Annotated in this window: 13 protein-coding genes; 6 read left to right on the top strand and 7 right to left on the bottom strand. The window is 43.4% G+C overall.

Annotated elements, in window-relative coordinates; genetic code table 11:
* Positions 1–102: 102 nt before the first annotated feature.
* Positions 103–1434 (top strand): saccharopine dehydrogenase C-terminal domain-containing protein, encoded by a 1332-nt coding sequence (locus EMP01_RS11240; RefSeq protein ID WP_129021624.1) that lies wholly within the window; start codon positions 103–105, stop codon positions 1432–1434.
* A gap of 69 nt (positions 1435–1503) precedes the next feature.
* Here EMP01_RS11240 and rpe read toward each other — a convergent pair whose 3' ends face one another.
* Complete coding sequence (gene rpe / locus EMP01_RS11235) at positions 1504–2151, bottom strand: ribulose-phosphate 3-epimerase (RefSeq protein ID WP_129021623.1); 648 nt, start codon at positions 2149–2151, stop codon at positions 1504–1506.
* Positions 2152–2498: 347 nt separating this feature from the next.
* Between rpe and dnaB the strand changes: the two genes are divergently transcribed.
* The gene (gene dnaB / locus EMP01_RS11230) at positions 2499–4139 is read left to right on the top strand and encodes a replicative DNA helicase (RefSeq protein WP_129021622.1); all 1641 of its coding nucleotides are present in this window, start codon (positions 2499–2501) and stop codon (positions 4137–4139) included.
* Between the two features lie 508 nt (positions 4140–4647).
* On the opposite strand, the gene rpsB is transcribed toward dnaB, so the two are convergent.
* From rpsB to EMP01_RS11200, 6 genes are all read right to left on the bottom strand, one after another.
* Positions 4648–5529: a 30S ribosomal protein S2 gene (gene rpsB, locus EMP01_RS11225; RefSeq protein ID WP_129021621.1), complete on the bottom strand. Its 882-nt coding sequence runs from the start codon at positions 5527–5529 to the stop codon at positions 4648–4650.
* A 78-nt stretch (positions 5530–5607) separates the two neighbouring features.
* Positions 5608–5997, bottom strand: coding sequence for a 30S ribosomal protein S9 (gene rpsI / locus EMP01_RS11220; RefSeq protein WP_129021619.1), 390 nt, complete (start codon positions 5995–5997; stop codon positions 5608–5610).
* A gap of 38 nt (positions 5998–6035) precedes the next feature.
* The gene (gene rplM, locus EMP01_RS11215; protein WP_129021618.1) at positions 6036–6485 is read right to left on the bottom strand and encodes a 50S ribosomal protein L13; all 450 of its coding nucleotides are present in this window, start codon (positions 6483–6485) and stop codon (positions 6036–6038) included.
* 499 nt (positions 6486–6984) lie between these two features.
* Positions 6985–8646, bottom strand: coding sequence for a DNA repair protein RecN (gene recN, locus EMP01_RS11210; protein ID WP_161971322.1), 1662 nt, complete (start codon positions 8644–8646; stop codon positions 6985–6987).
* Between the two features lie 14 nt (positions 8647–8660).
* Entirely contained in the window at positions 8661–9566 is a 906-nt protein-coding gene (gene ctlX, locus EMP01_RS11205) for a citrulline utilization hydrolase CtlX (RefSeq protein WP_237559525.1), read from the bottom strand.
* 18 nt (positions 9567–9584) lie between these two features.
* Positions 9585–11042 carry an arginine deiminase family protein gene (locus EMP01_RS11200; protein ID WP_129021614.1) on the bottom strand — a complete coding sequence of 486 codons (1458 nt, stop codon included), beginning with the start codon at positions 11040–11042 and terminating at the stop codon, positions 9585–9587.
* A gap of 160 nt (positions 11043–11202) precedes the next feature.
* Here EMP01_RS11200 and EMP01_RS11195 point away from each other — a divergent pair, with 160 nt between their 5' ends.
* From EMP01_RS11195 to EMP01_RS11180, 4 genes are all read left to right on the top strand, one after another.
* Positions 11203–11664, top strand: coding sequence for a TPM domain-containing protein (locus EMP01_RS11195; RefSeq protein ID WP_129021613.1), 462 nt, complete (start codon positions 11203–11205; stop codon positions 11662–11664).
* Between the two features lie 19 nt (positions 11665–11683).
* The gene (locus EMP01_RS11190; RefSeq protein ID WP_129021611.1) at positions 11684–12514 is read left to right on the top strand and encodes a TPM domain-containing protein; all 831 of its coding nucleotides are present in this window, start codon (positions 11684–11686) and stop codon (positions 12512–12514) included.
* Positions 12515–12599: 85 nt separating this feature from the next.
* Positions 12600–13100, top strand: a complete 501-nt coding sequence (locus EMP01_RS11185; protein WP_129021609.1) for a DUF1573 domain-containing protein — start codon at positions 12600–12602, stop codon at positions 13098–13100.
* Between the two features lie 5 nt (positions 13101–13105).
* The gene (locus tag EMP01_RS11180) at positions 13106–13969 is read left to right on the top strand and encodes a UbiA-like polyprenyltransferase (protein ID WP_202616067.1); all 864 of its coding nucleotides are present in this window, start codon (positions 13106–13108) and stop codon (positions 13967–13969) included.
* Positions 13970–14026: the final 57 nt, after the last annotated feature.

Below are 14026 nucleotides of genomic sequence, written 5' to 3'. Positions count from 1 at the left end.
TAAAGTGCCCTTTTTTGGATACTTTTTGGGAAATTGCAGCAAATTTACAAATGAGTTTCATTTCCTATCAATAAAGATTCTTTAAAACAGACCATAAAAATAATGAAAACGATTCTAGTAGCCGGTGCAGGAAAATCATCATCCTATCTGATAGATTATTTGTTGAAGAATGCACGGCAGGAATGGAGAGTAGTGGTAATGGACGCTTCTGCTGAGGCTATCGCGGAAAAACTCAACAATCACCCCAAAGGTGTTGCAGCGGCAATAGATGTACACAATAATGAGCAGAGAGAGGCATTGGTAGCCGGTTCCGACCTGGTGATATCCATGCTGCCCCCAAGTCTGCATTTTCTTCTGGCGCAGGATTGCCTTAAATATAAAAAACACCTCATTACCTCTTCATACGTTTCTCCGGAAATTAAAGCCATGGATGAGGCCGTAAAAGAAGCCGGTCTGCTGTTTATGTGTGAGATGGGACTGGACCCGGGTATTGACCATATGTCCGCGATGCAGATCATTCACAGCATTCAGAAAATTGCAGGAGATATCAAAAGTTTTAAAAGTTTCTGCGGTGGATTAGTTGCTCCGGAAAGCGATGATAACCCTTGGCATTACAAGATCAGCTGGAACCCGCGTAATGTAGTGCTGGCAGGTAAGGCCGGTGCCGAATGGATGGAAAACGGTAAGGTGCAGAAGATGGACTATGATCAGCTGTATGTCAATAATAAAAAGATTAAAGTAGAAGGGCTGGGTACCTTAAGTTACTATCCCAACCGCGATTCTCTCAAATATGTAGATTTGTATGACCTGAGTGAGGTCAGCACTTTTATGAGAGCAACTTTACGTCATCCTGCATTCTCTAAAGCCTGGAGCTTTGTGATCAAGATGGGACTGACTACAGAAGAAGATGCTTTCGATACTTCAGGAAAGTCTTATGCAGACTGGATCTCCTTCAAAACAGACCTCCCGATTACAGACAATTTCAAAATAGCTGTTGCTGAAAAATACGGTATCGATGATAAGGTATTGAAAGCGCTGGAATGGCTGGATATGTTTGATACCAAAAAGCAGATTAAACGCCAGGGGCTGTTCAGCTCTGCCGATATTATACAGGATGTACTGGAAGATAAATGGAACCTGCATGTTCTGGATAAGGACATGGTGGTAATGCAGCACCAGGTTGCATATGAGCGTAAAGGTGTTCCGGTATTGCTGACATCTAACCTCGTAGTGAAGGGCGAAAACCGTTTGTTCAGTGCGATGGCGAAGACTGTGGGTCTGCCTATGGCGATACTGGCTAAACGCATTATCCAGGACGGACTGCCTTCAAAGTACCTTACTGGTGTGCATATACCGGTTATGCCGGAAGTATATGTGCCTATACTGAAGGAACTGAAGAAGTGCGGTGTAGAATTTATGGAAATTGTTGATTAAGAAATACCAATTATAGAAAAGGCCTGTACATAGTACAGGCCTTTTTCATGTCCATAAGAACGAGTAATATTATAATTGTTTCAGCGCTGCAATAGTCGCAATCGGATCTGCGGCATTAAATACAGTGTTGCCTGCAACCAGTACATCTGCACCGGCATCAATAATTGTTTTAGCATTGTTCAGCGTTACACCACCGTCGATTTCGATCAGGGCATTGCTGTTGCTATCATTGATCAGCTGGCGTAATTGCTGGATTTTTTTCAGGGTCTGAGGAATAAACTGCTGACCGCCGAATCCCGGGTTTACACTCATCAGGCATACCAGGTCCAGTTCTTCAATAACATCATTCAGCAGGTGAATAGGGGTGTGCGGATTTACAGCAACACCGGCTTTCATACCCTCTGCTTTAATGGTTTGAATAGTTCTGTGTAAATGAGTACTGGCTTCGATATGTACTGTCAGGTTGTGTGCACCGGCAGCAGCAAATGCTTGTACATATTTTTCCGGTTCCACGATCATCAGGTGTACGTCCAGGGTCTTTTTAGCCTGTCTGCTGATCGCACTGATCACGGGCAGTCCAAAGCTGATATTAGGTACAAAACGGCCGTCCATAACGTCCAGGTGGAACCAGTCTGCTGCAGAGCTGTTCACCATATCTACGTCTTTGCCTAACTGAAGGAAATCTGCCGATAAGATCGAAGGTGCTATTAAAGCCATTGTGTATGTTGGATTTGATGGTTTGTAATAGCCTGCAAAGGTACAGCTTATTTCGGGGAATGAAATCAAAATTCAATAAGTACTTTCTCTATACCCTGAGCGATTTTAATATGGTGGATAACTATGTTGATATAATGTTTATTTTATGTGTATAATGGTATAAATATGTTAAAAAGAGCGGTAGTGCAGTTGATAACCTTACTTTTATGTGCATAAGATGAGCACCTACGATTGGAAAATTAAACTTCCTTTAAAGCGGTTTTATTAGCGATTTTGAACTTACCTTCGCTATCCCAAAAATGAAAAGGTACTCCTCTTAGTATACCTGAAAAAAACACTTAGGCCATATGGATGTGAACGTTAAAAAGAATCTGAATCCCGGAAGAAAGTCAAAAGCCACAACAGATCCGTCTGCTATTTACGGTAAGGTCCCACCACAGGCGCGCGAGATCGAAGAAGCCGTACTAGGAGCCATTCTGCTGGAGAAAGACAAGCTTTCGGATGTGATGGAGATCCTGCCTAAACCGGATTGCTTTTATGTAAATGCGCACCAGATTATCTATGCCTCCATACAGCGGTTACAGGATAAAAAATCCGAGATCGACTTGCTGACGGTAATGGAAGAATTGCGCCGTACCGGCGAACTGGAACTGATTGGTGGTGCATACCAGCTGACGAAAATCACGCAGTCAGTTGTAACCAGCTCTCACGTGATATCGCATGCCCGTATTGTAATGCAGAAATACATTCAGCGTGAGCTGATCCGCATTGCAGGCGATATTGTTGCGGATTCATACGAAGATAAGACGGATGTGTTTGAACTGCTGGATAAAGCAGAGCAAGACCTGTTCGATATTGGGAACAGCTACCTGAAAAAAGATTCTGAATCGATCAAAGATATCCTGGTACGTACGCTGGATGAGATCGAAGAAGCCCGTAAAAAGAAAGATGATCTTACCGGTGTACCGACCGGCTTCCCTTCACTGGATGAAATTACCGGTGGCTGGCAGAAAACGGACCTTATCATTCTTGCCGCCCGTCCCGCTGTGGGTAAAACGGCATTTGCGCTCAATCTGGCGGTAAATGCGGCGCTAAGTCCTGAGCCTAAGGGTGTTGCTGTATTCTCGTTGGAGATGGGCAATACGCAGCTCGTAAAGCGTTTGCTGAGTATGGTAACAGAAGTGAAGTTGGAGAGCATCAGCCGGGGTAAAATGGAAGACTATGAAATGGTACAACTTACCGAGCGTATGGATCGCCTGGTAAAAGCACCTTTATTCCTTGATGACCAGGCAGGTCTTAATATCTTTGAGTTGAGGGCAAAGTGCCGTCGTCTCAAAGTGAAGCATGACATTCAGCTGGTTATCATTGACTATTTACAACTGATGCATGGTACCGGCGATGGTGGTAACCGTGAGCAGGAGATCTCCAAAATATCGCGAGAGCTGAAAGGGCTAGCCAAGGAGCTGAGTATTCCGATCATTGCCCTGTCTCAGTTAAGCCGTGCGGTAGAAACGCGTTCCGGTGATAAGGGTAAGATCCCGCAGCTGAGTGACCTTAGGGAATCCGGCGCGATTGAGCAAGATGCCGATATGGTAATGTTCATCTATCGTCCGGAATACCACGGTATCAGTAATGATGAGCATGGCGAAACCGTAAAAGGAGAAACACATATCAATATAGCCAAGCACCGTAATGGTCGCCTGGATAGTGTAAAACTGGTTGCCCAGCTGGAATACCAGAAATTTGTGGAATTGCAGGGTGAGCAGGAATGGGGAGGCAATAGTGGCTCTTCGTTCACAGGCATACAAAATGCGGACGATTTCGGCAACAGTGGTGTATATACACAGGGTGGTGCAGATAGCGGCGGATTTAAGACCTTACAGTCCAAAGCCAATAACTTTGTAGACTTTGATGATGAGGATCAAATGGGAGGAAACCAGTTTAAAGGTTTCAAACCACCTCCGGATGACGGTGACGTTCCCTTCTAAACTTATTTTCAATTTATAAAAACTGAGTATCCACTTAAAGGAAACAAAATTTAGCGTTATATTTTAGTTGCCTAATTATAGTTATTTGCTACCTTTCGCCTTGATGAAAACAAAGGCATTTTTGTTCCTTTTGTTGCCGGACAAAAGGACGAATAAAATAGTTGACTACATGCGGATACTCTATAATAAATAAAGCAGGACCTTAAGTCCTGCTTTATTTATTATAGAGTATATTATCTCTTCGGGCAACTTTTGCACCGTTTGCCTCTTTTATATTTCTTACAACATTTTTTCAGTTCGCATTGTCGGATACAGGAGCAGAAAAATCTTTCCGGCTTTTGTGCTTCCTGTGCTACCAAGAATGCTTCTTTTCCTTGCACAGCAGATCGTTCGGGCAGCATAATAATGATAAAATAATGCGTTAATAATATGATACAAAGGTAATAAATAAAGGCGTTCATATATGAACGCCTTTACTAATGTATCTATAAAATTGTTTGCAATTTTATTATCTTTTGTTTGGACCACCAGGACCACGACGGTTGTTGTTAGCACCACCACCGGTGTTACCACCACGACGGTTACCCGCTGTAGCTTTTTTACCATCTTTGTTTGCTTCTTCTTCATCCAGATCCAGACCACGCAGACGCTCAGCAACTTCAACTTCTTGCTCTTGATCGTCTACTTCTTTGTTTTGTGCTCTTTCTTCCAGACCTTCCATGATAGCAGCAGTCAGGTAGTTAGTGATGATCGCGATAGATTTAGTAGCATCATCGTTAGATGGAACTGCGAAATCTACTTTAGTAGGATCACTGTTAGTATCAACCATAGCGAAGGTAGTGATACCTAAACGCTTAGCTTCAGATAAAGCGATGTGTTCGTGACTGATGTCAACGATGAACAGAGCAGCAGGAGTACGACCCATTTGAGAGATACCACCCAGTACTTTTTCCATTTTATCTTTGCTACGAGTTAAAGTCAGACGCTCTTTTTTAGTTACGCTATCCAGCGTACCGTCGTTTAACATTTTCTCGATAGATTGCATTTTCTTAACGCTCTTACGAATAGTTTGGAAGTTGGTCAGCATACCACCTAACCATCTTTCTGTAACGAAAGGCATGTTTACTTTAGCAGCTGCTTCAGAAACGATTTCTTTAGCTTGCTTTTTAGTAGCTACAAACATGATTTTCTTACCGCTTTTCGCGATTTGTTTCAGTGCTGCAGCTGACTCTTGTAAACCTTCGATTGTTCTGTTCAGGTCAATGATATGGATACCATTCTTCTCGTTGAAGATGTATGGTAACATTTTCGGGTTCCATTTCTTTCTTTGGTGACCAAAGTGAACGCCCGCTTCCAATAACTGCTGATGTAATGATTTATTTTCTTCCATTGTTGGAATATATTAAGTATTGTTTTGAAAAAAATTTTACTATGCACACTCCATAAGTAATGAAGTGTAATATGCGAATTAACGTTTAGAGAACTGGAAGCTACGGCGTGCTTTACGTTTACCGAATTTCTTACGCTCAACAGCACGTGGATCGCGGTGTAATAAACCTTCTTTCTTCAGGGAAGGACGATATTCAGCATTGATTTCGCACAGAGCGCGGGCAATCGCTAATTTAATCGCTTCAGCCTGACCTTTTGGACCACCGCCTTTAACGTTTACTACAACGTCAAATTTGTCAGCACCTTCAATAGTTTTGAATGGCAGTTCTACTTGATTCTGTAAGTAGATTAATGGGAAATAGTTAGTATATTCCTTGTCGTTTACTTTGATAGCACCTGAACCCTTGCTGATATATACGCGGGCTACAGCTTCTTTACGACGACCAATTGCATTTGTTTGCTTTTCCATTTATATTATAATATTTTGAATTCTCAGAGAGAAATATATTAGTATTTGAATTCTTTTGGTTGTTGTGCCGCGTGCGGATGTTGTGCACCTTCGTAAACAAACAGTTTCTTGATCATAGCACGACCTAATTTGTTTTTAGGTAACATACCTTTTACACCGCGCTCAATAACAGCGTTAGGACGACGGGATAATAAGTTTTTAGCTAATTCGTGTTTCTGACCATTAGGGTAACCAGAGTAAGTTTGATAATCTTTCTGATCCAGTTTTTTACCGGTCATAACGATTTTAGAAGAGTTTGTAACGATTACATAATCGCCACAGTCGAAGTGTGGAGTAAAATACGCTTTGTTTTTACCGCGTAATACAGCAGCTACTTTAGAGCAAAAACGGCCTAATGTTTGATTAGTTGCATCAGCAACGAACCAATCGCGTTTTACGATTTTCTCATTTGCAGACTGTGTTCTGTAGCTCAATTGATTTAGAGACATTTGTTTCTGTTTTAAAATTATAATTGATACTTAAGCAAGCTATGCCGGAGCATTTACTTGCAAACGGAGCGCAAAGGTACATCGACTATATTATTTTACCAATATTTTTATTACTTATTTTTAAGATACTGCTGTAACTTATTGATTATCAATTATAAAAATGAATTTATTTTTTAGAAGCACTATGATTTTCAGTGTTTGCAAGGCTTTGCGGGCATACAATCCGGCATATGCAGTATCCATAAAGGGACAGCCATGTGGCTGTCCCGTGCAAAACTACAATAGTAAACATAGAGCGTTGTGCAAAGCTACTATAGATACTTAGTGATCATTATTCCATAAAGGAATATAAATTGCCCGTGAGGGAATATTGACTTAATGGATAACCATGCTGCAGGCGGCAAAGGAATTTATATCTGTATCCGTGGCGTTACACATATAATAATAGCGGTGGCCAAAGGTCACCGCTATTATTATATATAGGATTATAAATGTTTATTTAAGAAACCATAACCAATTCCCTTGCATTACTCAGTGCTGCTTCAGAAGGCTCTTCCCCGCCAATCATTTGTGCGATCAGGCGTATGCGCTCCTCTGTGTTCAGTGCACGTACACGGGTTTTGACCTTGCCTTCTTCCATTTGTTTGTAGACATAGAAGTGCAGGTGTCCTTTACCCGCTACCTGAGGCTGATGCGTAATACACATTACCTGGTGGTAAGCCCCCAGAGAACGTAACAATACGCCCACTTGTTTAGCTGCCTCGCCGGAAATACCGGTATCCACCTCATCAAAGATCAGGGTAGGGAGCTGGAGGGCTTTTGCCGTAAGGGTTTTGATGCTGAGCATAATACGGCTCAGTTCCCCGCCGGATGCAGCTTTCTGCACCGGGGCAAATTTGCCGCTCTTATTGGCATCCAGTAAATACTGGATACGATCCTTACCATGTGGTGTAAAATGATCTGCCGGCTCCAGTACAATCTGCAATACTGCATTAGGCATGCCAATGAGTTGCAATAACTGGTTAATGTCTGCAGCAAAACTGCCCGCTTTAGCCATTCTTTGTTCCAGCAATTGCGATGCCTGCTCATTTAAGGCTGTTTCTGCCTGTTCCAGTTCAGCTTTCAATTGCGACAGGGTAGTGTCGGCATTCTGCTGCTGTGCAATGGTCATGGCCAGTTGCTGGTGTATATTGCGTAAAGCATTGGTCTCGCTAACACCATGTTTTTTCAGCAGGCGGTTACCCAGGTCTGAACGGGTCTGCATTTCCGTCAGTTGTTCCGGATCCAGGTCTACGCTCTCTTGCAGGTGCGATAATTCCTGTGCAATATCTTTCAATTCTTCGTAAGCGCTGTTCAACCTTCCTGCAAGCGATTCCGCAGCAGGAAATACGGCACTTAACTGCTGTATCTGTTGTGCTACACGGCGCAATTCTGTATTGACGGGCTGTTCCCCTTCAGAGAGGATGATGCAGCTTTCGGTCAGTGTATTGCGGATCAGTTCTGCATTACTCAGTTGTTTCAGTTGTACTTCCAGGTCTTCCAGTTCATTTTCCTGGAAGTTTGCCGCCTCCAGCTCCTCAAAGAGAAATTGGTTGTAATCGGCTTCTTTCTGCCAGGATACCTGTTCCTGTTCTATTTGCTGTACCCTGCGCTGTAATGCTTTAAATGTATTATAGGCATTGCGGTAAGCATCCGCTAGTTCCTGTGTTTCGGCCACTGCATCCAGCGCTTCATACATAAACTGGCTGTCATCCAGAGAACGGTTGTCGAACTGGCGATGCAGGTCTACGAGTGTAGAAGTCAGTTCATTCAGCACGGAAAGCGTAACCGGCGTGTCGTTTACAAAAGCACGCGATTTACCGGAGGTACTGATTTCACGGCGAATGATGGTCTGTGCTTCCGCATCCAGTTCATGTTCCTGTAATAACTGGTTGAAGGTTTTCAGCTTTGCCGTATCGAAATGGGCTTCTACTACACACTTCTCCGATGCGTTGATCAGCACAGAAGTATCAGCACGCTCACCCAGTATGAGCGAGAGGGCACCCAGTATGATAGACTTACCGGCACCTGTCTCTCCTGTGATCACGTTCAGGTGTTCATCAAACGTAATCGTGAGTTCATCTATAATCGCATAATTCCTGATCAGTAATTTCTGTAACACGGCTTGCTGCTGAATTATTTTTTAGGTAATAAGATTTCTGCCATCATACATCTTGCGCTGCCACCGCCGTTTTGCTCGATAGTATACAGGGGCACATGTATAATGGGGTTAAAGTTTTCGATTGCACTTACCTGCTCCGGGCTCAGCGATTCATATGCCTGGGTAGACATCACCAGGAATTTCTCACCGGCGGTATTCTCTACCTGCAGCATATTGCCTGCAAAGTGATTCATCTGGTCGTAGCTGATGGTGATAATTGTTTTGCCACTGTTTTCCAGGGCTTCACGCACACCCTCACGCTGCGCTTCAGGGATACAGTCCAGGCAGATAACCGCATAACGATCACCCACACACATCATTACATTGGTATGATAAATGTCTTTTCCATGCTCGTCCTTCGCTTCAAAGATCACCGGTTCGTAGCCCATCTCTTCGCAGAATTCCTTAAACAGGTTTTTATCTGTACGCGGAGATATATTGGCATAGGCAATCTTCTGCTTGCGATCCAGTATAATACTGCCTGTACCTTCCAGGAAGATGTCCTGTGCTTCGTTTTTGGTCAGGTCTATAGTATTGTCGATATTATAGCGGGAACGGATTGCATCCATTATCGATTCTTTGCGCTCCAGTCTGCGGTTTTCGGCAAACATAGGGTAGAGTACAATGGTACTGTTTTTATGAAAACTGATCCAGTTATTCGGGAATATACTGTCTGGTGTATGAGGCTCTTCGGTGTCCTGCACTACCAATACATCAATATGATTATCGCGCAGGGCCTGCACGAAATGGTCAAATTCCTGCAACGCTTTTTCCTGTACATTGCTTTGGTCGCCCGCTACCTGGAAGGCATTATTCACCGCCGTCTCGGCATTAAAACCAAAGCGGGAAGGGCGTACCATCAATAAAGCATAATTACTCATGATCTATGTGGTTTATGTTTAATCGTTATCTCTTAATAATGGCATGCTCATACAGTGGAATCCACCACGTGCTCTGGACAGCTCGGCAGATGGCATCAGTACCAGTGTATCTGTAATATCTTTGGTATCGATTTTGCCCGCTTCCAGTTCACGGATCAGGTCCTCTACTTTTACAGTTTTGAACCCTGCGGCTTCAAATGCCTCTACTGTTTTATCATTACGGTCATAACCCAGTACCACCCCTTCTTTGATGGCTAGTAGGTTACAGCTGTCTGTCCATTGCTCACGCACATCGTACGGGAACTCATCATTACCGGATAAGATGATTTTTACTTCTTTTTCTTTACAGCCCAGATCTTTGGTGCTGATGTCGATCAGTAACTCTTCCAGGCTTTCAAAATAAACCGGTTTATCAACGTTTTTACTGTTGAACTGGATGATTTTAAGTTTATCATCTTTGGATTTCTGCACAATACCCAAAGTCTTCTGAATGCTGTCTCCGTCCAGGTGTTTCACCGATTTGTCGGAGAAGATACCCAGCATTACCCATACATTCTTTTTAACCTGTGTAAATACCGTATCGATATGCATATAATCGCGCTTGCGCGGGATTTTTACAATCGTGATTTTCTTAACCACTTTACGGTCAAACAGTACTTTGATTGTCTGATAAGCCGCATCCCAGCTGGTACGCTCACTTACGCCGACCAGGAGGTGGTCTTTGCTCACTACCATAACGTCACCACCTTCCAGGGTTACTTTATGGTCTTCTGCTTCTTTAGGTAACAGGAAGTGATGCTGCAGATCGGGCAGTTCAATGATATTATTTTTGTATGCTGCAAAAAACGGGTGGTTGAAGAAGATGTATTTGGACAATAATGCTTCTCTGGTACGCGCTTTCTTTGCCGGCTTATTCAGCAGGATAAACTCATTTATTGTGATACCGATATCACGGGTAAAGATGAAGTTCGGAATCGGAGGGAAGATCATTTCATTTTCGTTGTGTGTACCGCTGATGAAGATCTTAGCCAGTTGATCCGGCTCATAGCCCAATAATCTCTGCTGTGTTTCGTAACTACAGTTTTCAATGGCACAAACCGAGGCGATCAGTTTGATACGGATATGTTCCTGCTCCAGGATCTGGCTCAGTAATAATTGTAATTCTATTACTTTGTCCGATGCGTGGAAGTCTTTATGACCTGGCTTGTAGAAATTGCGTTTATTTTTAGGATCGTCAATTTTGCTCAGTTTGCCTTTGATTTTCTCTGGATCCAGGAAGTATAAAAGTAACTTGGTATAGTAATCGTATTCTTTTCTGCGAATAGTGTCTAAGTGCACAATGTCTTCGAACAACCAATCCTGTGCTTTTGATGGAACAACTTTTCCGAGACCACTGTCAGGGCTGTGTACCAGCAGGCGTTTTAAAGTTCCGGTTTCTGAAGATACATTGATTTCTTTCTGTTTAATTTTCGACATAAAATGTTTAGATTGCTGAATCCCCGCAAGTTAATCAATTTTTGTGAATGCCCGAAAGGCTTCGGATTTATGCTGAAATTCCCTTGTATAATCCTGGGTTTTGTGTCTCAGATTTGATTTTAAATGTTACATTTGAGATCAGATTAAAAAAAATAACACCTTGTCTATATTTTCCAAACCGAATAAGCCTTTGCTGGCAGCTGAAGAGGCAGAAAGTGTGGTGCAGGCCATAAGGGATACTGAAAAGCGTACCTCAGGAGAGTTACGTGTATATATTGAGTCGTTTTGCAGCTTTGTAGATGCCGCAGACCGTGCCTGGGAAGTCTTTTCTGAATTGCAGATGCACCAGACCCAGGAGCGCAATGCCGTACTGGTATACCTGGCCCTGAAAGACCGGCAGGCGGCAATTGTGGGCGATGAAGGTATACACCAGAAAGTAGGTAAAGAGGAATACTGGAAAGCCGAACTGGATACACTGCGCAGGTTTTGTGCAGAGGGTAGAGTGGCCGAGGGACTGGTCACCGTAGTCAAAGAAATCGGATCAGCGTTGGTGCAGCATTTTCCTGCTGTTCCGGGAGATGATAAAAATGAAATTCCGGACGATATCGTATTCGGACATTAAAACTGAAGCAAGAAGCATAATGAATTATTTACCTATACTGAAACGCAGCCTTCTGAGGATCTGTATTGTTTTACTTTGCTGGCTGCCGCTTTTCGCACAGGCACAGTCAGATAAGGATTTTCCGGCCAAACCTAATCCCCCGAGATTGGTGAATGATCTGGCAGGTGTTCTGAGCACTGAAGACCTCAATAAGCTGGAGGCCAAGCTGGACAGCTTTGATAAGGCAACCTCTACACAAATTGCAATCGTGCTGATCCGGAGTACCGGTCAGTATGATATTTCTCAATACGCTATAGAACTGGGCAATCGCTGGGGCATTGGCCGTAAAGGAAAAGATAATGGAGCGCTGATACTGGCAGCAATCAGTGACCGTAAGCTAAATATCTCAACGGGCTACGGACTGGAAGGTGTATTGCCGGACGGGCTTGCCGGACGCATTATCCGAAATGAGATTACCCCCTTCTTTAAATCCGGGAATTACTACCAGGGATTACTGAACGGGGCAGAGGCGATCATTAAAGTCTCTCAGGGAGAATATAAAGCAGAGCCCGAGGCCTCGAAAGAAGGATTGCCTTCAATCGCCATAGTGGCCATTATAATCTTCATTGTGCTGTTTATCATTATCGCTTCTCGCGGCGGTGGTGGCGGTGGCGGCGGAAGATACATCAGCCGCAGAGGCACCGATATCTTTATGGGTTCTATCCTGAGTGAAATGATGCGTGGCGGCAGTAGCCGTGGCTCAGGCTGGGGTGGCGGATCCGGCTGGGGCGGAGGAAGTAGCGGAGGTGGAGGATTCGGCGGATTCGGTGGTGGAAGCTTCGGTGGCGGAGGGGCCAGCGGAAGCTGGTAATAGTGATGCTAAACCCTTATAATTCACTGGTATTGTACCTTAAAAGTGGTATATTTGCCCAGGAAAATACGAAATTACAATTCTTATGAATGCTAACCTGAAAACTGCGCTGCTGACAATACTGACCTTATCTGCATTCACTGTAGCACTTATCGAACTTTCCGGTGTGAGCAGAACGGCTTTATTCAATAAGCTTAATTTACGGGAAAACAGTGCCAATGCGGCTACGGTAACCACAGTGCCGGAATCGTCTAAAACGATCATCAAAGATCGTCCGAAGACATCCGTAAAATTTGATAAAGATACTTTTGATTTCGGCGTTATAAAAGACGGCGATCTAGTAGAACATACTTATAAATTCAGAAATACAGGAGCAAACCCGCTCATGATTGACGATGTTATCGCAACATGCGGCTGTACCATTCCTTCTTATACCAAAACACCAATTGCCCCGGGGCAGAACGGAGAGATCAAAATCTCCTTTAACTCCAAAGGCAAAGCCGGTAATGTAAGTAAAAGCATTACGGTGATCTCTAATGCAGACCAGGACCGTATTCCACTGCACTTTAAAGCTACTGTAAAATAATAGAAATACCCATTTTGAAGAAGTACCTTTCCCTGGTAAAGTTCAGTCATACCATCTTTGCTTTACCGTTTGCACTTATCGGATTCGCACTGGCAGTTTTATATAGCGGGCAGTATACATTTGACTGGAGAACATTGCTGCTGATGCTGGCCTGTATGGTTACAGCACGTAATGCTGCAATGGCTTTTAACCGTTACCTTGACCGCAGGTTTGATGCCAAAAATCCGAGAACAGTTATGCGTGAAGTACCGGCAGGTGTGATTAGCCCGAAGAGTGCACTTACGTTTACTATCATTAATGCACTGCTTTTTATAACGGCTACTTATTTCATCAATCCGCTGTGTTTTTACCTGTCTCCGATTGCCATCTTTGTAGTATTGTTTTATAGCTATACCAAGCGTTTTACGGCATTATGCCATATTGTGCTGGGCGTAGGACTGGCTTTAGCACCTATCGGCGCTTATCTTACAATTACCGGTAAGTTTGACCCTGTACCTTTATTTTTCTCCTTTATTGTACTCACCTGGGTATCCGGGTTTGATATTATTTATGCCTTGCAGGACGAAGAGTTTGACCGTGATCATCAGCTGAACTCAATTCCCGCAGCACTGGGTAAAAAGAATGCCCTGATGGTATCTAATGTATTGCATGTGATCTCCGCTGCACTGATTATCGGTGTCGGTTTCTATGCAGCATTTCACTGGATCTACTGGATCGGAGCAGCAATTGTACTGTCTCTGTTGGTATACCAGCATACCCTGGTTAAGCCTAATGATCTGAGTAAGGTAAACCTTGCATTTGGAACCACGAATGGTATTATCAGCATGGTTTTTGCTATATTTACTATTGCTGATCTATTATTAAACTAATTATCCATTATATCAAAAGACACTGTATCATTGATACAGTGTCTTTTTTATGATCAC

This window comes from Edaphocola flava (assembly GCF_004118155.1).
In the GTDB taxonomy this organism is placed as follows: domain Bacteria; phylum Bacteroidota; class Bacteroidia; order Chitinophagales; family Chitinophagaceae; genus Edaphocola; species Edaphocola flava.
This window is presented reverse-complemented; position numbering and strand designations above follow the sequence as displayed.